Raw genomic sequence first — 17,952 nt, 5'->3', positions numbered from 1 at the left:
TATGTCTGATGTTATGATAACGGTAGCTGCATGGTTACTTGTTCTTGTCTTGATTGCCTACATTATTTGGAACTACTTCCGACTAAAAAAGGCAGCTAACTATGTATCGAATGCTACCTTTCAGGAGCTGATTCGTGCAGGCGGGCAACTGATTGATATACGTGACCCAAAACTTTTCCAACAAAAGCATATTTTAGGGGCGAGAAATTTTCCAATGCTGCCAAAAGCTCAGTTTGAAGCTTCTTTACCAGCTCTTCGTAAAAACAAGCCTGTCCTCATCTATGAGGGGGCCAGAGGGCAAGCGGCAGGTCGTGCGGCTCTTATCCTTAAAAAATCAGGCTTCACAGATATTTATGTGCTCAGCGAAGGCTTTGAGAGCTGGGAGGGGAAAGTGAAATAGATTTTTTTGAAGAGGGATTAAGTTAAAAGGAGAAGGAATAGTTTCCCCTCCTTTTACTTATTCTGTTGATTGAGATAGGTTTCAATTGTCATCAGTAGTTGAGGGTGATCATATATTTTGCAGAGCTCCCTGGCTTGGAGATAGTAGTGGTGAGCTTGTTCTTTATCTAAGAAACTGAGCCCAGCATTTCCCACAAGAATTAGCAGGGGTGCCAGTTGATAGCTGGTTTGTTTTTCTTTGCAAAGGGCAATGGTTTCTAAAGCCTCATTAACTGCTTCTAGGTTTTTATCCTTTTCTAGGAGATGATAAACATGATTGTGCCTGGCTCGGATATAGCCCCAAAGCAATTCTTGATGATTTAAATCTTTTCCTTGGTAAGCAGCTAGTAATTTTTTGTAGTTATCTTCATAATCTTGATTTTTTCCGACTGTGGAGTAGAAATTACAGAGAGTGTTGAGAACTTTTAGGTAGAGGGCTGTTTTAGGCGATATGAAGGGCAAAATTCTTTCGACTGCCTCGATAGCTAACTCTTGTTTGTCGTAGAGGTAAAAATCTAATAATGCCTGTATCCAGTCAAGATAGGTCCTATCTTCGGTGGAGAGAAAGGCTTTTTTTTGTTTTTCTAAATCAAGGATGTAGGCCAAATCTTTGTAGTTGCGATTGTCTAGGAAACGCTGGGCTACCTGTTTAAACTGGCTGAGGCTAGAACTAACTTCAAACTGGTCATTAAAAAAATAGTCTAACGGGACTTTTAATCGTTGAGCGATTTTATAAAGCAAGTCAGCGGAAGGCATATAGTTACCTCGTTCAATTTTGCTAATTTGACTTTGTTCACAGATATTTTCAGCCAACTGTTTTTGTGACAAACCTCTTTCTTTTCGCTTGCTTTTTAGTTTTTCTGAAATGCTGTTCATTCTTAACTTGTCTTTCTAGAAGTTTTGATGTGATGAACTTTATTATATCAGTTTTATGGATAAAAGGCAAAAACAAACCAAGGTATATTCTTTTTAGAATTTTTTTTTTAAAAAAATCAAATAACACTTAAAAATAATTGACAGTTTCACAGGTATATGATAGAATCAACTCAGAAAGGGGTTACAATTTATGAAGAAAAAAGTGTCTTTTTGGAAACTTACAGCAGTGTTACTGGCAAGTTTTCTTGTTTGGGGAATGAAACCAACGGGATCTTCTAAGCCCGATAGAGGCGTGGATTATGAAACCGTCAAAACAACATCAAGTGACAAGGGAATTGATGTTGGGAGGGCTAACTAGCAATTCATCTCCCTAATCCTTGTTTTTTGAGAGGTCACTATGTTTAAAAATTATTCGTGTACTATGCAACACGATCAGTCTGATTGTGCAGCGGCGGTGGTTTCTACCATCTTGCGAACTTATAAAAAAGAGTTGTCCCTTATGAAAATCCGTGAAGTTATCGGAACAGATATGTACGGAACAACTGTTAGTGGTATTGTGACAGGACTGGAAAAGCTTAATTTCACTGTGAGAGCTGTTAGGGTAGCTCAATCTGACTTGACGACTGGTGTGACTTTTCCAGCTATCTTGCAAGTTAAGAATGAACAAGGTCAAAATCATTTTGTTGTCTTACACGCTCTAAAAAAAGGAGGACGATACTTGGTTGCCGATCCTGCTAGGGGTTTAAATACCCTGAGTGAGGAAGAGTTAGAAAAGATTTATCAAGGCATTGCTCTTTTTATGGTACCAAATTCAGAATTTGAGAAGGGACGATTAAAAAATCAGGGCTTGTGGCGATTATTTGCGAGGCTGATTGTCAGTCAAAAGAGCTTGGTGTTGACGGTTATCTTGGCATCATTTCTCCTGAGTGTTCTTGGTATTCTATCTAGTCTCTTTTCTAAGGTTATCATGGATGAGGTCATTCCCTATGGTTTAAAGAACAGTCTTTATCTATTTTTACTTGTTTTTGGCGTCGTGTCTTTTTTACAGAGTCTGTTATCAGCTTTTAGGCAACATATTCTTCTCTTTCTGTCCAGAAAGATTGATATTCCTGTCTTGTTAGGCTATTATGACCACATCATTCATCTGCCTTATAGTTTTTTTGGAAGTCGTCGGGTCGGGGACGTTTTGACTAGATTTCAAGATGCTATGACCATCAAAAGTGTCTTTACATCGGCATCTATTTCACTTGTGATGGATATTAGCTTGTCTCTTATTAGTGCTGTGGTTTTATGGACGATTAATTCTTCTTTGTTTTTGATTTTAGTTCTGATGGTTATGGTCAACATTGTTTTGATTTATTGTTTTAAAAAGCCCTACAAAACCATTAATCAGGAGCAGATGGAGGCGGGGAGCCTTTTGAACTCTCAATTGATTGAGTCAATCCGAAACATTGATACCATAAAATCCCAACACGATGAGCGGCAACGCCTTGATAAGATTGAAGAGAAATTTGTCCATACTCTGGAAATTGGTTATAAGGAAGGGGTCTTACAAAATCTTCAATCAACTATTTCCTCTGTAGTGGCTACCTTAGGTGGTCTGGTCTTTATGGGGATGGGTGCTTTATTTATCATTGATGGTAAGATGACGGTCGGGGATTTACTGGTGTTTCAGACGCTTAGTCAGTATTTTACAGAGCCCGTTCAGAACCTGGTGAGCTTGCAATTAACCTTTCAAGAAGTTCAAGTAGCGGTTAGTCGCTTGGAAGAATTGATGTCCGTTGACCGAGAAGATCAAGCGGAGGACTATAGTGTCTTCGACTTTGATTTACTCGGAGACATTATATTTTCCAATGTGACCTATGCCTATGGTTCACGACCACCGATTTTGAAGGATTTTAATTTGGAAATTAAACAAGGAGAGAAGATTGCTTTTGTCGGAGAAAGTGGTGCGGGCAAGAGTACCTTGGTGCGCTTGTTGCTTCGCTTTATAGATCCTAATAGTGGACAGATTCGAATTGGTTCACATGACTTGGTTGACCTAAATTATGGACGCTTACGTCAAAAAATTGCCTACATTCCTCAAAATGTGGAACTCTTTTCAGGAACCATCATTGACAACCTCAAAGTTGGTCATCCAGATGCAACTTATGAAGATATGGTCAGGGTCTGTCGTTTGGTGGGGGTTCACGATACTATCCAGCGTTTGCAGAACCGCTACGGCTCTTTTGTTGAAGAAGGAGGTCAAAATTTTTCTGGTGGTGAAAAACAGCGTCTAGCCATTGCAAGGGCTTTGCTCGGTCAAGCAGATTTATACATTTTTGATGAAGCGACATCTAACTTGGATTCCTTTAGTGAGCATATTATCCAGGAGTTGATGTTTAACAGGATTATGGGGAAGACAACGATTATTGTTGCCCATCGCTTATCTACGATTTTACGTTGTGACAAGATTTGTCTCTTGGAGAATGGAGCCATTGTTGAATATGGCACACATGAGCAACTGATGGCTCAAAAGGGCAAATATGCCCAGATGATTGGTTTGCAACATATTTCTTTACAGCAAACCAGTCAGCAAACACTAATCATGGAGACAGAGGAGGTTAGTTATGGCTAAATTAGAGATTAAGGAGCAGAAAAAACTCGTTCTAAAACAGGTTATTTGCCAAAAGTTATCAAGTGTGCAACTAGATGCCGTTGATGAAGCGATTGACAAGTTTCAGAAACATCTAGCTCTCTTGAAGGTACAGGTTTTTGGACCTCTAGTTGTTAAAAGTGGAGGTACTCAGATTCACGATGACGGTCAGTTGACAACGGATTTTGAGCTCTATGTTCAGGCGCATGATTATAGACAATACGATAAATTTTATGAGGTCTATGAGATGCTGACAGTTCCTAATTGCCTTTACCTTCGGTTTGAGGATAGCCCAGAGTATTTACAGTTGGCATATTCCAAGTTAGAGTGTCATATTTACGAAAATGATATTCAGACGGACGGTACGAATTACACCGTTTATGTGGCATCTTCCCCTGAGCGTCTGACGGTTGATATTTTTAGACCTGTGATGAGCCTATGAAACTATATCAAAAATCAGACTTACGTTATTCTAGGGTTTTCTTTGATAAGAGACCGCCAGCCTACGCTTTTATCTTGATTTTTTCGACGGCTCTAATGTTGTTTTCTGGTTTGTTTGTGGCTGCTCATCTGCCTAAGAACTATATCGTCAAGGCGAGAGGGAGTGCTGTGATTACAGGAACAGAGTTTCTATCTGCTGTTGCTCCTGGAAAAATCGTGACCATGCACAAGGCAGAAGGAGAGATGGTAACAGTAGGAGAGGTTATCTTATCTCTCTCTAGTGGTCAGGAAGGGCTACAGGCCGAGTCTTTGAACAAACAGTTGGATAAGTTGAAAGCTAAGGAAGCTATTTTCCAAAAATATGAGCAGTCGCTCAATGAGAAAATCAACTATATGACCAATACGGGGGAGGAGCAGGAGTATTATGGCAAGGTGGAATATTACTTGTCTCAGCTAAAATCTGAAAGTTATAGCAACGGCAGTCAGTATGATAAGTTGCAAGATGAGTATGCCAAGTTAAATAAGCTTTGGGGAGAGAAAAATCAATTGGAACTTGATTTGCAGACCCAGCAGAATGAACTGGTACAGTTACAAACTCTAACAGTCTTAGAGCCAGAGCCTATAGCAGAAATAGAACAGCCAGCAGAACAAGAATCAGAAGTGTCAACTACTGTTCAAGAGGAGCAAAATAAGACCAGACAGACCGAGTTAACCTCAAAAATAGAAACAACAAAATCGAGTTTGACTGCTAAGGTCACGGAAATCGAGGGTCAGCAATCAAGTGTTAAATAACTCGAACGTTCCTACAATGACCCTACCTCGCAATCTTATAGTACCTATGCCCAGCTCATCAGTGAATTAGGAACAGCACGAACGGCAAATAATAAGGCTATGATGGAATTAGATGCTAACTTAGGTGTGGCAACAGGTCAGGATAAGGCCTATCATTTAACTGCTCAAAGTGACGGGATTCTTCACTACCTAACCCCTCTCAAGCAAGGGATGAGTGTTCAGACCAACCAAACAGTTGCCGAAATTTCTAGCAGTCAAAGAGAAGCTTATGTTGAGGCTTTCGTGATGGCCAATGACATCTCAAGAGTTAGTTTAGGTAGTCGGGTTGATGTGGCCATCACAGGGGTCAACAGTCAAAAATACGGCACTCTAAAGGGTCGTGTGACCCAGCTTGACTCAGGGACGATCACCCAGGAAACCAAGGAGGGGACAGTGAGCCTTTATAAAGTGCTTATTGAGCTAGAGACCGTGAGCTTAAAACATGATCACGAGGTTATCGTCCTCCAAAAAGACATGCCTGTTGAAGCAAGGATTGTCTATGATTAGGAGACCTATCTGGACTGGCTGTTGGAACTCCTGAGCTTTAAACAATAAGGATGGTTTTAAGCTTCATTTTTAGATAAATTCCTCCTCGTTAAGGGAAAGGCTAGCGAGCATATCTAGGATGGGATGTAAAACAATGTTGTCTTTCAGTTTGTTAGACCTTGGTCTAACCACGCTAAATTAAAGGAGAAAATTTATGGAACTCGTATTACCAAACAACTATATTGCCCTTGAACAAGAGGAGATGATGTATCTTGATGGGGGGGTGGTCAAAAGAATTAGCTATTTCTAATTTGAAAGCACTTTTAGGTGTCTCAGCAATAGCTTTTGCTGCGAAAGCTCTTTGGAATTTCATGACTAGTAGAAATGGCGAAACTATAACTTATGCTACAACTATGGCAAAAATGGCCTGGACAGGTGTGAAAATGGCTTGGATGCTTCCAGTGTGGGCTTGGGTCACGGGTTTAGCAGCAGGTGGGGCCTTTATCTATGCGATTGGAACATGGAGTTTATTTGGGTGAAGAACAGTTATTTTTTAGAATTTAAATCGCTAAAACCTTATCAGAGAGTAATTGTTTTGTTACTAACATTTCTTTTAGGGTATGCTCTAGGGACATTGAGTTTATTAAAATGATTTCTTTTATTTATACGTTATTAGTTACTTTGTTCATGCTGTATTTTAGCACAAACTACTATGTTGGTTTTTTACTGCTGAGTTTTGGAATACTGTTCTATAGAAATAGTTTAGGATTAAAATCGTACATTTTTGGATATATTTTTTTATTTCAAAAGAGAAAATTACAGAATGAAATTCTGAATATCATTTCTAGTTCACTCTTTGTACTCACTTATTTTTATGAAGAACTAGTAACTCTTCATTTAGCAAATATTATCAGTGTCTTTACTTTAAATGTTGTGCTCTATTTTTGGCTATTTCAGGGACTACCAATCACTCGGAAAATTGTATTTGATGGTAAGAGTAAAGGGAAATGTTAGCAAGCCTATTCGGAATGATACGTAAAACAATGTCGCTAACCACTTTGTTAGATCTTGGTCTAACCACGCTAAATAAAGGAGAAAATTTATGGAACTCGTATTACCAAACACCTATGTTGTCCTTGAGCAAGAAGAGATGATGTACCTTGAGGGGGGAGAACCAATGTCAGTTGCTGCTATTGTGTCATTGGCTATAGCAATTGGTGGTGCGTCATATAGTACAGGGTATGTACTAGGAGAAAGAGTCTATTATTCAGGATATAAAAATTCTGATTATCAACGAAACAAGTGGGCTATTAGAGGTGCTATGATAGTTGCATTTGGATCGGTAGGTGCGACAATTATGCTTGGTTTTGAAAATAGATACTATGCCTTAGTTACTGGTCGAGGATGATATGCTGAGAATAATAGGAATCGTGCAAGCTTTAGTGCTTATAATGCTTTCAGTTGCTTTTTTCTTATCACGGGAAAAATTTGATTCGTTAAATATTGTACTTATCATGATAGTACTATCTCAGTTATTCTTGTTAATATCTATTTTGAAAGGTGGCTATAAGTAATTAACTGTGATTTGAATTAAGCGATTTGTTACCGTTAGAAATTTGTAATAAAACGTGGTAGTTCCATATGAATCTTTTAAAGCGGAGGTTAATCGCTTTAATTATGAATCATATGGAAGTTTTTTACGTTTCAAAGGCTCTATAATCAAATTTCTAAAGTGAACTTATACTCTTTGAAAATCAGACGTCGTCAACTCGCCTAGCCGTACCATCAGTACAGCCGTCGACTCGTTTCCTGGTCTGATGGTGATTTTCTTTGAGTATTACTTCTAATAGAGAGGAATAGATTTTTTAGCTAGGTTACAAATGAAAACATTTACACCATCATCAGCTCTGCTATTTCCCAAAAAGTATGCTATAATGGTTCAGTTAAACTAGAAAAAAGAGGAAATTATGACCACTTTACGTACAGATATTAGAAACATTGCCATCATCGCCCACGTTGACCACGGAAAGACAACCTTGGTAGATGAGTTGCTCAAGCAATCCCAGACCCTCGATGCGCGGACAGAGTTGTCGGAGCGGGCTATGGATTCAAATGACATCGAAAAAGAGCGTGGCATCACTATTTTGGCAAAAAACACAGCTGTTGCTTATAATGATGTGCGTATCAATATCATGGACACCCCAGGTCACGCGGACTTCGGCGGTGAGGTTGAGCGGATCATGAAAATGGTTGATGGTGTTGTGCTGGTTGTTGATGCTTACGAGGGTACCATGCCTCAGACTCGTTTTGTGTTGAAGAAAGCTCTGGAACAAGATTTGACACCGATTGTGGTGGTTAACAAGATTGACAAACCATCTGCTCGTCCAGCAGAAGTTGTCGATGAAGTCTTGGAACTCTTCATCGAACTTGGCGCTGACGATGATCAGCTGGAATTTCCAGTTGTCTATGCGTCAGCCATCAACGGGACAACATCCTTATCAGATGATCCTGCGGATCAAGAAAAGACCATGAGCCACCTCTTTGATACTATCATCGAGCATATCCCAGCACCAGTGGATAATTCTGACGAGCCACTCCAGTTCCAAGTATCGCTCCTTGATTACAACGACTTTGTTGGTCGTATCGGTATCGGTCGTGTCTTCCGTGGTACGGTTAAGGTCGGTGACCAAGTGACCCTGTCTAAGCTCGATGGCACGACCAAGAACTTCCGTGTGACCAAGCTCTTTGGTTTCTTCGGCTTAGAGCGCAAGGAAATCCAAGAAGCTAAAGCGGGGGATTTGATTGCTGTTTCAGGGATGGAGGACATCTTTGTCGGAGAAACAGTGACGCCGACAGATGCAGTTGAAGCCCTGCCAGTGCTTCGTATCGATGAGCCGACCCTCCAGATGACCTTCCTTGTCAACAATTCCCCATTTGCAGGTCGTGAAGGTAAGTGGGTGACCTCTCGTAAATTGGAAGAACGCCTCTTGGCTGAGCTTCAAACCGATGTTTCCCTGCGCGTGGAGCCAACCGACTCACCTGACAAGTGGACGGTGTCTGGACGTGGTGAGTTGCACCTTTCTATCATCATCGAAACCATGCGCCGTGAGGGTTATGAACTTCAAGTCTCTCGACCAGAAGTGATTATCAAGGAGATTGACGGTGTCAAATGCGAACCCTTTGAACGCGTACAAATCGACACCCCAGAAGAGTATCAAGGCGCTATTATCCAAGCCCTGTCTGAGCGCAAAGGGGATATGTTGGACATGCAGATGGTCGGTAACGGTCAGACGCGTCTGATTTTCCTCATTCCAGCTCGTGGCTTGATTGGTTTTTCAACCGAGTTCCTATCCATGACCCGTGGTTACGGGATTATGAACCACACCTTTGACCAATACCTGCCGATGGTTGCTGGTGAGATTGGCGGTCGCCACCGTGGTGCTCTCGTCTCTATCGACCAAGGGAAGGCAACGACCTACTCCATCATGAGGATTGAGGAGCGCGGAACAATCTTTGTTAACCCAGGCACGGAAGTCTACGAAGGTATGATTATCGGGGAAAATTCACGCGACAACGATTTGACGGTGAACATCACCACAGCCAAACAGATGACCAACGTCCGTTCAGCAACCAAAGACCAGACAGCTGTGATTAAAACCCCACGTATTTTGACCTTGGAAGAATCTCTTGAATTCCTCAACGACGACGAGTACATGGAAGTTACCCCTGAGTCTATTCGCCTACGTAAACAAGTGCTCAACAAAGCAGAGCGTGATAAGGCAGCGAAAAAGAAAAAATTAGCAGCTGAGTAAGCTAGGGAGGTCGCGGTGTTTTATCTCATTGTTGGCGTATTACTAGCTATCTACTATATTTTTGCTGCACCGAAGACGATTAAGGGAACGCTAAATACCGTACTGGTTGTCGGTGTGCTAGCCCTCTGCTTGGTTTTAGGAGTTTTAGGGCTTATAAAAGTGATGCAGTCGCCACCAGAAATTTTTGTCGGCTTGCTCATGACAATTCTTGGGGTGTTCACCTTGAGAGACGTCGAAAAACTATCTCCTAAAAACAAAGGTTAACATCAGGATCTAATCCAGTTGAACAACTAGATGACAAATGAAAACTGACCAAGGGTAGTATGCCTTCAAACGCTACCTTTGGTCAGTTATTTTTGATGGTCTTTTATTTAACATGAGTCCTATCTATATGTATGGCGCTCCCAACTGTTGACCAAAATTAAAAATAGCTAGTTGCTATTTTTAATAGATATTTACTTTTAATTATTTAGCTGTTCATCTAAGCACCAACTGGTGTTATTTGATACAAGGATAGAGAAGTATCAGAACCTTAGTCAGTTGATTTGCAATAGAGATTCAGAGATAGGCGTTTATAAGGTTGTCACAGTTGTCCCAAGAACGGTCTCGAAATGAGCCAATGCCCATTCTTGTCGATTTTGGTCAAGTGTGGCAACAGCGTCAGCGATAATTTCGATCTGATAACCAAGATTATAGGCTGAGATTGCCGTATGAAGGACACAAATATCAGTTAAGACACCTGTTAGAATGACAGTTGTCACGCCCCGCTCCCTTAGCCGAATATCTAAGTCCGTGCCGGAAAATGCAGAGTAGTGACGTTTGTCTAACCAGAAGACACGGTCGGAGGTTTTGATAGTTTGAAAAACGTCATGTAACTGACCGTAGAGACGACGCCCCGCAGTCCCCTTGATGCTATGTGGGGGAAAAAGTCTTGATTCAGGGTGAAAGTGATCGTTGTCATCATGACAGTCAATCGCAAAGAAAACATAATCTCCCCGATTATAGGCGGTTTGAACGGAGCGAGACATCGCCTGCTCAATAGCTTGGGCAGGCTTTCCTGCAGTTAACTTCCCCTCATCAGCTACAAAATCAACGGTATAATCAATACAAATCAAAGCTTTAGCCATTTTGCTTAATTCTCCAAATGATCAAAAATACCGGTATTGAGAACTTTAATGTAGGTTCCTTTCATGCCGAGAGAGCGACTTTCGATAATCCCTGCGCTTTCTAGCTTACGAAGAGCATTAACAATCACACTGCGGGTAATGCCGATACGATCAGCGATAACAGAAGCAGTTAAGCGCCCTTCTGTGCCACCTAGTTCAGTCAAAATAGCTGAAACAGCTTTTGTTTCGGAGTAAGACAGAGTGTTGACCGCCATGGTAACAGCAGTTTCTTGACGAATGGTTTCCTCCATCTTTTCGTTTTGTAGGTTCAGTAGCTGTGTCCCAACAACAGTCGCCGCTAGTTCCGCTAAAATTAAATCCTCATCGGTAAACGGTTTATCATTTCTCCAGATAAAGAGGGTTCCTAATCGGCTCCCGCCACCATAAATCGGAGATAGGGTAGTTAGACCGTCAGGATAGACATCTTGGGCATCCATAGGAAAGATGGTTAATTCATCAGAAACAGGGACATTGGCCAAGGTCTCATAGACACGAGATACTGCTCTAATATAAATTTCTGGCAGTTGATTGGTTTCAAAAAATTCCTCAACTCGGTCATTAGTTGCCTTATAATTAAGACGGTAACCTAGAAAATGTCCTTTACTATCAATAATCGCTGCATTACAGTCAATGATGTCAGCTAATTGACCAGCCATTGCAGTGTAGGGCAGGTCATTGTCTAGTTGTTCGACAGTTCGTTGAAGAATGGCTGTTATTTTTCGAGTTTTCGTTAATAAGTTCACGATAGGTCTCTTTCTATTTTTTTGTCATTTCTATTATAGCAAAGCCGTTAAAGAATAGCAAACAATTATCTGAAAATTTTTTACTGTTTTGACGATTTTGATAATTGCCCTTAACTCAGGCAGTGAGATGTTGTCGGATATTTACCAGTCAAGACGTCTAGATAGCAAGCAGTAGGAGATGGCACAAGGAAAAAACCAGGAGGCGGTTTCAAAGAGAACCTAGAACGGATAATACACCAAGAATTGTGTTTTGGTGAAATGATATTAGCAAAATGAAAAGACTAGGACCTTTGTCCCAGTCTTATTAACGTTTGTAGCGATTCAGATGGCGAGCGAGTTTTTCTTGCAAGTCACCGAGTTCTTCGACGGTAGGCAAGTAGACAATGCGGAAGTGGTCTGGGTCTTTCCAGTTGAAGCCCCGACCATGCACAAGCATGACTTTTTCTTGCTTCAAAAACTCTAGGACAAATTGTTCATCGTCCTCAATCCGGTACATGTCTCGGTCAATCTTTGGAAAGACATAGAGTCCTGCCTTTGGCTTAACGGTAGACAGTCCAGGAATAGCATTGATAGCCCTGGTGATGAATTCACGTTGCTCGTAAAGGCGACCGCCAGGCTTTAGCAACTCATCCACTGATTGGTAGCCACCCAGAGAGGTTTGCACTACCTGCTGAGCAAGGACGTTGGAGCAAAGTCGCATGTTAGACATCATATTGAGCCCTTCAATGTAGCCCTTGACGTGGTCCTTGCGACCAGATAGAACCATCCAACCCACACGGAAGCCGCAGATACGGTGGGATTTGGAGAGACCATTCATGGTCACGACAAAGACATCTGGTGCCAGACTGGCAATCGGTGTGTGCTCCAGACCGTCAAAGACCATACGATCGTAAATCTCGTCTGAGAAGATAATCAGCTCGTGCTGGCGCGCGATTTCCACAATCTCTTCAAGAAGTTCCTTGGGATACAAGGCTCCTGTTGGGTTATTGGGATTGATGAGGACGATGGCCTTGGTGCGGTCAGAAATCTTGCTCTTGATGTCGTCAATGTCAGGGTTCCACTCGGCCTGTTCGTCGCAAATATAGTGAACGGCATGTCCTCCTGCCAGACTGACAGAAGCTGTCCACAGAGGGTAATCTGGCATCGGCACCAATACCTCATCCCCATTGTCCAAGAGCGCGTGCATGGACATGGTGATGAGCTCAGAGACCCCGTTTCCGATATAGATATCATCCACGTCAATATTTGGGAAATGCTTGAGCTGGCAATACTGCATGATTGCCTTGCGGGCAGAGAAAATCCCCTTGGAATTGGAATAGCCTTCTGACTGACGGGCATTGCGAATGAGGTCACGAATGACCTCATCAGGAGCGGTGAAGCCGAATTCGGCTGGATTACCAGTATTCAACCGTAAAATTCGCTCACCATTAGCCCGCATACGGTTGGCCTCATCAAGGACAGGACCACGAATGTCGTAAGCGACATGTTCTAATTTAGATGATTTGTTGTATTGTTTCATAAACTTACCTCGCTTAAAAATTATACTCCTATTTTTGTAAAATGTAAAAGAGAAGATGACGCATTTTGTTGATAGCGGTTTCTTTTTATGGTATAATAAATTTGTAAATCAGTTTGAAGGCAATGCTTCTAACTATAAAAATAAAGACAAAGAGGTACTTTCAGAGCAATAGAGCAATAGAGCAATAGAGCAATAGAGCAATAGAGCAATAGAGCAATAGAGCAGAGCAAACGCCTTGCGACCGTCGAGATGTTCAGCAAACAGGAGGGATTCGTATGAAGAAACATATTGATGCACTCATTATTTCAGTAGCGATTCTTATAGGTGCTATCATTATCGCTCAAGCCATTCATGTGGCTGGTGAGATGATTACAGATGCCATTTTTATACTTAATAGCAACTGGTAAGGAGGTCGCGATGAAGAAACGATTCCCCCTAAAACTCCTTTTTATGCTACTTTTGTTTCTACTGCCATCAGTCAGTTTTGCTCACCAAATCGACAAACCAGGTAAGGTCAGTCCGATGAGCTTGACGAGTCATCATGACTTTGGTTCGGCACAGTTGATGGTGGTTGTACCTGCCGAGGTTTATCAACATGGTTCTTTTCGTCAGATAAACCGAGCCTTTGAGCCCAACTTACTCCTTGTCACCACGTTTGGTCAGTCAAACACCCAGTTAAAAGACGTCAAAATCGAGGTCTTAGCTGATGATTATTGGCCAAAAACAGCAGTCTCTTACCATTTCACGGGTAAGCTGTTGGTCAAGATTGATAAGAAAAGAGAAGCAGCGCTAAAAGAAGAGTTGGCACAAGCAGGTTTTGAGCGTTATAAGGCGAGCGGTAGTGTCGTTTATTACTTTAGACGACTAGATGAACGAGGCAGTAACGCTGTTTATCCGTAGAAAATGAGGCTAGGACAACTGTTCCTGGCCTTTTGCATTGGTCTTCAAGACACGGTGGTTTCAGTAACTAGAGAAACAAAATGGTCTGTCAATTTTGAACTTGTCTCAGGCGGTATTCATGAGATTTGCTGGTGTTAGGAGGTGTTAGCCTCCTCATATCATCAACAGAGCAACGACTTCTGCTTGCACCGAACGGTAACAATGAGAAAAGAAGACCAATCAAGCACCTGCAGGTTCTTGACTGAGTCTTCTCCTCGTGTTAAGCCTTTAGTTTAAGAGTCGCAATAAGCGATCAACAAATTGGTTATTTTTTTCCAGATCTTTCTTGGTATCATTGACCAATTCAGGATGGTCTGTAATCATTCCAGCAATCGGTGTCTGGAGGTAATGCTGCATCTGGGCTTCGCGATTGATGGTCCAAACGTAGAGTTCTTGCTGTCGCCATCGGGCTTCCCAAACTAGTTTATCTCGGTAGGAAAAATCTTCAATTAAGAGGAAATCAACTCCCTCTCCAGCTAAGTAACCAAATTGCAAGGGAATGATGTAGCCTGTTTCAATCTCAGGCGCCAGGATTTCAATGGAGCGAATCAAGTCCCAATCCAAAGACATGAGTTTATAGTCTTTGGTGATGCCGAGGCGTTTAAACGTTTCAACGACGAGCTGGGCATAGTCTGCTTGCTCTTTGCCATGGGGTTTGAGCTCGACCATCAGTTTGGTGTTTAGCTCCTTGGCTTTAGCAACATAGGTGTCAAAATCAACTAACTGGCTCTTAAAGTCGTCTTGTGAAATTGGCAAACCAACCAACTCTTTAGCTGTGCTATCGCTAATACTGATTGACTGACCGGTTAGACGGCGTAAATCATTGTCGTGACTGACGATAAATTGTTTATCCTTGCTTAGGATAATATCCATTTCCACATAGTCCACTTGAGCTTCAGCCGCACCGACCAGGGCTTCAATAGAATTTTCAACGCCTTTATTGACATCGCCCCGGTGAGCAATAGTTTCTATCGCTTTGTTGTAGGGATTATAAGACAGGCGGTCATAGTTAACAACAAATTGACTGAGGCCGATGAGAAAAATTAGCGTTAGGGCTACCCAGCGTCTGCGACGTGGGATTTTTGGCAGGTCTTCGTAAGATGTATGCAGATGATGCTTTTCAAGTTGGGTGAGTAAATAAGATAAAATGGTGAGTTTTGACATCATGGTCAAAGCCAAGCTAGCTCCCCAGATAAAGGTGACAAGTAGCCATTGCAGGCTTTTAGATAGCAGTCCTGTTCCTGTGAGTTCGATAAAGAAAAAGAACAAGGTTAAAATAAGAGCGGCTAGAAAAGCTAATGGAAGGGCTAGGAGGCTGAGTGTTATAAGCAATTGCCAGCTTTTGCCCTTAGTTAACTGCCAACTGGCCGTCAGATTATCCCAGAAACGTGTCTGGAAACGGACGATAGTCAGCGGCAAGGTGTAAATTAGTCTCAAATTGATGTAATAAAGACCAATTCCGCCGATGATGAGGGGCAGGGCGGTTTTGGGCTGTTTGAGCAATTCGTCAGTGATAAAGTAAGGAATACGGACACCATCTAGTAAGGTTGATGAAAGCAACCACTGGACAAGTGGCATAGTTAAGATGATATAACCTAGAAAAAAGAGTATTTGGAAACCAGAGATGGTTTTCAAAAAATCGCGGCAACGTCTCATAAATCGCCTGAAAGACCAGCTGATAGCACGATCTTTCCGCCGGATGATGTCCACAAGAAGAGAATATTCAATATAAATAAGAGCAGATAAGAGCAAGAGGTATCCGATACAGCCAAGCACAGCCCAAGGACTTTTCAGCAAACTGAGAAGATTCGTCTGGGTGAGTTGGTCTTCCCTTGCCAAAAGTAGAACGAGATAAAAGACTTCCGACAGGAGGTAGCCTCCAACTGTACCGACTAAAATCTGTAGGATAAGTCCTCGCAGCAGATAGACCCATTGGTAGCGATACAAATCTTTGAATACTTTTTTAATGTCTGTCATCTATATAACCTCCGTGCGTTATCGTCCTTTTATTATAACACAAAATTTCAAGTGAAAATTCGCTTAGCAATAGATTTTTTGGCAAAAATTAGCTGAAGATATGTTATAATAAACGTAACACTGATTTAATACAGAATATAAGGAATTGAGAGAATGATGATGAAGAAACAGTTATGGTTAGGTCTGATGCTCTTGTTCGGTTGGCTGATACTGTTTAGGGTAGAGGCAGATGATGTGGACTACCGTATCCCCTCCTATGAGGCTGAAGTCACCTTTTTTGCAGATAATACAGCTGACTTGGTTCAAACCATCACCTTTGACTACCAGTCGTCCTTCAGAGGTCAATACATTACTCTTGGAACAGCTGGTGCACTCCCTGAAGGTGCAACTATTGTCGGAACACCAGAAGTGCTGGCCTATAAAAATGACACCCTAGTTCCCGTGACCATTGAAGAAGAAAACTGGTCGGACGGTCGTAAACTCAAAATTTATAACGCCGGAGAGAGTGGTGATAAGGTGCGGTTGGTTGTTCACTGGCGACTAGAAAATTTTCTCACCCTATACCCTGACATTGCGCGTCTAAACTGGGTACCAATTAGCGATTGGGAGGTACCGTTAGAGCAGGTTCGTTTTACCATCAAAACTGCCAAAAGTAGCCAGATGAGTCAATTAGCTGTCCACCGAGGCTATTTTCGACCGAGAGCCGAGATTCGTCAAGTTGATCAGGCTTATGACATAACAGCGACAGATGTTTCTGGTGAGCTTCATCTGCATGCCTACTGGGACAAAGGAATTATAGACGCACCCGCTCAGTTAACGCAAGCAGGACTGCCACTTTATCAGGAGGTTGAAACTCAGATTGCAAGGAAGCAAAAATCCCTATCATTTCGCTTAGAGATTTTATTTGTTGCTTTGGCGGGAGGTGGTTTGATTCTTGGGCTAGTGACCTTGGTCTTCTTTCGCCGACTGGTTCGGCAGCAAGGTCGCCTGCCACATCGGGTTTACGAGCTGCCAGATGACCTCCCCCCTCTCTTGGTAGCGCAGTCTATCTTTAACCAGTCACTTAGGGATACTGCCCCTACTACTCCAGGTTACAAAGGGGAATTAGGGTTTGAAAACATGCTTCAGGCCAGTTTGCTGGACTTGATTGACCGCCGATACCTTCGTGTTGACGGAACAGGTGAGCAAGCTAGTTTGTCGATTGTACACCTAGAGGGTCTAGCAGATTTTGAACTTGCCTTACTTGATATGGCTTTTGGGACGAAAACCTCCTGCCCTGTGACAGCATTATTTAGTGCCTATGCCTACGATGATGAGGAAGAAGAAGCCCTAAAAAAACACTATCGTGGCACTCAACTGGAGAAACGAATACAGGGTTTGGCACAGAGCCATTTGAGTCGCTATCGCAGTGGACTGAAACTTATCAGCTCACGTGTTTCAGCACTAGAGAAAGAGCTGGGCACGGGGAACAACTATCGTCCTTTGAATGCTAGAGAGAAAGGGACTTATCGTGCTGGAATGGGCCTAGTGACAGTTAGCTTGTTGTTGTCCATTTATAGCATTCTTGCACTTCTTGTGCACGCGTTCAGACCTGCAGTTCTTAGCTATTTGCTGATTGCTGGGCTGGCGATTGGTCTCTTGATTTGGGGAACGAAGATGCATCAGCCATTTGCACAAAAAGGGGTATTGACAACCGATGGAAAGACCAAGGTAGAGCCTTGGCTTGGTTTCTGGCAAATGCTCAAGGATATTAAATCCTTTGACCGCGTTGAATTAGAAGGCCTTGTGGTTTGGAATCGCCTGCTGGTTTATGCCACTTTATTTGGTGAAGCCAAGCGCGTTGAACAATACTTACGATTGCATCAAATTGAGTTACCGGAGGATACTGGCTTGACCTTGACACATGGTCATTATGGCTTTCTCCATCATAGCCTCCAGCAAAACATGGTTACCTCTAGCCAATTGGCGACCACTGCTAGTCATTTCAGTGTCTCTTCAGGCAGTTCCGGCATTAGCGGTGGATTTTCAGGCGGCGGTGGCGGTGGTGGCGGAGGCTCTTTCTAAGCCAAGCTAACCAAGAAAAAATAAA

18 protein-coding genes are annotated in these 17,952 nt (G+C 42.3%); 13 read left to right on the top strand and 5 right to left on the bottom strand.

Annotation, left to right across the window (positions count from 1 at the left end; genetic code table 11):
* Positions 1–13: 13 nt before the first annotated feature.
* Complete coding sequence (locus tag ACERC5_RS02160) at positions 14–400, top strand: rhodanese-like domain-containing protein (RefSeq protein ID WP_373660045.1); 387 nt, start codon at positions 14–16, stop codon at positions 398–400.
* Positions 401–453: 53 nt separating this feature from the next.
* On the opposite strand, the gene ACERC5_RS02155 is transcribed toward ACERC5_RS02160, so the two are convergent.
* On the bottom strand, positions 454–1,314 hold the full coding sequence (locus tag ACERC5_RS02155) for a helix-turn-helix domain-containing protein (protein ID WP_373658620.1): 861 nt from the start codon (positions 1,312–1,314) through the stop codon (positions 454–456).
* A 190-nt stretch (positions 1,315–1,504) separates the two neighbouring features.
* Here ACERC5_RS02155 and ACERC5_RS02150 point away from each other — a divergent pair, with 190 nt between their 5' ends.
* The 9 genes from ACERC5_RS02150 to ACERC5_RS02110 all read left to right on the top strand — a co-directional run bounded on the left by ACERC5_RS02150 (position 1,505) and on the right by ACERC5_RS02110 (position 9,783).
* Positions 1,505–1,672 carry a hypothetical protein gene (locus ACERC5_RS02150; RefSeq protein WP_373658621.1) on the top strand — a complete coding sequence of 56 codons (168 nt, stop codon included), beginning with the start codon at positions 1,505–1,507 and terminating at the stop codon, positions 1,670–1,672.
* Between the two features lie 39 nt (positions 1,673–1,711).
* Positions 1,712–3,931 carry a peptidase domain-containing ABC transporter gene (locus tag ACERC5_RS02145; protein ID WP_373658623.1) on the top strand — a complete coding sequence of 740 codons (2,220 nt, stop codon included), beginning with the start codon at positions 1,712–1,714 and terminating at the stop codon, positions 3,929–3,931.
* Positions 3,924–4,391, top strand: a complete 468-nt coding sequence (locus tag ACERC5_RS02140) for an AraC family transcriptional regulator (protein ID WP_373658624.1) — start codon at positions 3,924–3,926, stop codon at positions 4,389–4,391. Before ACERC5_RS02145 ends, ACERC5_RS02140 begins: the two co-directional genes overlap by 8 nt.
* Entirely contained in the window at positions 4,388–5,182 is a 795-nt protein-coding gene (locus ACERC5_RS02135) for a hypothetical protein (protein ID WP_373658625.1), read from the top strand. Before ACERC5_RS02140 ends, ACERC5_RS02135 begins: the two co-directional genes overlap by 4 nt.
* 99 nt (positions 5,183–5,281) lie before the next feature.
* Positions 5,282–5,728 carry a hypothetical protein gene (locus tag ACERC5_RS02130; RefSeq protein WP_373658626.1) on the top strand — a complete coding sequence of 149 codons (447 nt, stop codon included), beginning with the start codon at positions 5,282–5,284 and terminating at the stop codon, positions 5,726–5,728.
* A gap of 251 nt (positions 5,729–5,979) precedes the next feature.
* Positions 5,980–6,246 (top strand): hypothetical protein, encoded by a 267-nt coding sequence (locus tag ACERC5_RS02125; protein WP_373658627.1) that lies wholly within the window; start codon positions 5,980–5,982, stop codon positions 6,244–6,246.
* A gap of 563 nt (positions 6,247–6,809) precedes the next feature.
* A complete protein-coding gene (locus ACERC5_RS02120; RefSeq protein ID WP_373660041.1) occupies positions 6,810–7,115 on the top strand; it encodes a hypothetical protein in 306 nt (101 codons plus the stop codon).
* Positions 7,116–7,674: 559 nt separating this feature from the next.
* Positions 7,675–9,519 carry a translational GTPase TypA gene (typA, locus tag ACERC5_RS02115; RefSeq protein WP_373658628.1) on the top strand — a complete coding sequence of 615 codons (1,845 nt, stop codon included), beginning with the start codon at positions 7,675–7,677 and terminating at the stop codon, positions 9,517–9,519.
* 15 nt (positions 9,520–9,534) lie between these two features.
* Complete coding sequence (locus ACERC5_RS02110) at positions 9,535–9,783, top strand: DUF3165 family protein (RefSeq protein WP_373658629.1); 249 nt, start codon at positions 9,535–9,537, stop codon at positions 9,781–9,783.
* A gap of 308 nt (positions 9,784–10,091) precedes the next feature.
* Here the strand turns inward: ACERC5_RS02110 and ACERC5_RS02105 are convergent, their stop codons facing one another.
* From ACERC5_RS02105 to ACERC5_RS02095, 3 genes are all read right to left on the bottom strand, one after another.
* The gene (locus ACERC5_RS02105; protein WP_373660040.1) at positions 10,092–10,646 is read right to left on the bottom strand and encodes a cysteine hydrolase family protein; all 555 of its coding nucleotides are present in this window, start codon (positions 10,644–10,646) and stop codon (positions 10,092–10,094) included.
* Between the two features lie 5 nt (positions 10,647–10,651).
* The gene (gene codY / locus ACERC5_RS02100; protein WP_373658666.1) at positions 10,652–11,431 is read right to left on the bottom strand and encodes a GTP-sensing pleiotropic transcriptional regulator CodY; all 780 of its coding nucleotides are present in this window, start codon (positions 11,429–11,431) and stop codon (positions 10,652–10,654) included.
* A 301-nt stretch (positions 11,432–11,732) separates the two neighbouring features.
* Positions 11,733–12,947, bottom strand: a complete 1,215-nt coding sequence (locus ACERC5_RS02095; protein WP_373658632.1) for a pyridoxal phosphate-dependent aminotransferase — start codon at positions 12,945–12,947, stop codon at positions 11,733–11,735.
* A 275-nt stretch (positions 12,948–13,222) separates the two neighbouring features.
* Between ACERC5_RS02095 and ACERC5_RS02090 the strand changes: the two genes are divergently transcribed.
* Together ACERC5_RS02090 and ACERC5_RS02085 are read left to right on the top strand one after the other, a co-directional pair.
* Positions 13,223–13,354: a hypothetical protein gene (locus tag ACERC5_RS02090; RefSeq protein ID WP_373658633.1), complete on the top strand. Its 132-nt coding sequence runs from the start codon at positions 13,223–13,225 to the stop codon at positions 13,352–13,354.
* A gap of 10 nt (positions 13,355–13,364) precedes the next feature.
* On the top strand, positions 13,365–13,847 hold the full coding sequence (locus ACERC5_RS02085) for a hypothetical protein (RefSeq protein ID WP_373658634.1): 483 nt from the start codon (positions 13,365–13,367) through the stop codon (positions 13,845–13,847).
* Between the two features lie 267 nt (positions 13,848–14,114).
* On the opposite strand, the gene ACERC5_RS02080 is transcribed toward ACERC5_RS02085, so the two are convergent.
* Positions 14,115–15,863 (bottom strand): glycerophosphoryl diester phosphodiesterase membrane domain-containing protein, encoded by a 1,749-nt coding sequence (locus tag ACERC5_RS02080; protein WP_373658635.1) that lies wholly within the window; start codon positions 15,861–15,863, stop codon positions 14,115–14,117.
* Between the two features lie 159 nt (positions 15,864–16,022).
* On the opposite strand from ACERC5_RS02080, the gene ACERC5_RS02075 reads away from it, so the two are divergent.
* Positions 16,023–17,927, top strand: a complete 1,905-nt coding sequence (locus ACERC5_RS02075; RefSeq protein ID WP_373660039.1) for a DUF2207 domain-containing protein — start codon at positions 16,023–16,025, stop codon at positions 17,925–17,927.
* The last annotated feature ends 25 nt before the right edge of the window (positions 17,928–17,952 follow it).

Origin of the sequence: Streptococcus sp. E24BD (assembly GCF_041807825.1) — a bacterium.
Taxonomy (GTDB): Bacteria; Bacillota; Bacilli; order Lactobacillales; family Streptococcaceae; genus Streptococcus; species Streptococcus entericus.
This window is presented reverse-complemented; position numbering and strand designations above follow the sequence as displayed.

Excerpts from the sequence above, each read along its gene's own strand:
- ACERC5_RS02160 (WP_373660045.1), top strand. The coding sequence starts at position 14 with ATGATAACGGTAGCTGCATGGTTACTTGTTCTTGTCTTGATTGCCTAC.
- ACERC5_RS02155 (WP_373658620.1), bottom strand. The coding sequence starts at position 1,314 with ATGAACAGCATTTCAGAAAAACTAAAAAGCAAGCGAAAAGAAAGAGGT.
- ACERC5_RS02150 (WP_373658621.1), top strand. The coding sequence starts at position 1,505 with ATGAAGAAAAAAGTGTCTTTTTGGAAACTTACAGCAGTGTTACTGGCA.
- ACERC5_RS02145 (WP_373658623.1), top strand. The coding sequence starts at position 1,712 with ATGTTTAAAAATTATTCGTGTACTATGCAACACGATCAGTCTGATTGT.
- ACERC5_RS02140 (WP_373658624.1), top strand. The coding sequence starts at position 3,924 with ATGGCTAAATTAGAGATTAAGGAGCAGAAAAAACTCGTTCTAAAACAG.
- ACERC5_RS02135 (WP_373658625.1), top strand. The coding sequence starts at position 4,388 with ATGAAACTATATCAAAAATCAGACTTACGTTATTCTAGGGTTTTCTTT.
- ACERC5_RS02130 (WP_373658626.1), top strand. The coding sequence starts at position 5,282 with ATGATGGAATTAGATGCTAACTTAGGTGTGGCAACAGGTCAGGATAAG.
- ACERC5_RS02120 (WP_373660041.1), top strand. The coding sequence starts at position 6,810 with ATGGAACTCGTATTACCAAACACCTATGTTGTCCTTGAGCAAGAAGAG.
- typA (WP_373658628.1), top strand. The coding sequence starts at position 7,675 with ATGACCACTTTACGTACAGATATTAGAAACATTGCCATCATCGCCCAC.
- ACERC5_RS02105 (WP_373660040.1), bottom strand. The coding sequence starts at position 10,646 with ATGGCTAAAGCTTTGATTTGTATTGATTATACCGTTGATTTTGTAGCT.
- ACERC5_RS02095 (WP_373658632.1), bottom strand. The coding sequence starts at position 12,947 with ATGAAACAATACAACAAATCATCTAAATTAGAACATGTCGCTTACGAC.
- ACERC5_RS02090 (WP_373658633.1), top strand. The coding sequence starts at position 13,223 with ATGAAGAAACATATTGATGCACTCATTATTTCAGTAGCGATTCTTATA.
- ACERC5_RS02085 (WP_373658634.1), top strand. The coding sequence starts at position 13,365 with ATGAAGAAACGATTCCCCCTAAAACTCCTTTTTATGCTACTTTTGTTT.
- ACERC5_RS02080 (WP_373658635.1), bottom strand. The coding sequence starts at position 15,863 with ATGACAGACATTAAAAAAGTATTCAAAGATTTGTATCGCTACCAATGG.
- ACERC5_RS02075 (WP_373660039.1), top strand. The coding sequence starts at position 16,023 with ATGAAGAAACAGTTATGGTTAGGTCTGATGCTCTTGTTCGGTTGGCTG.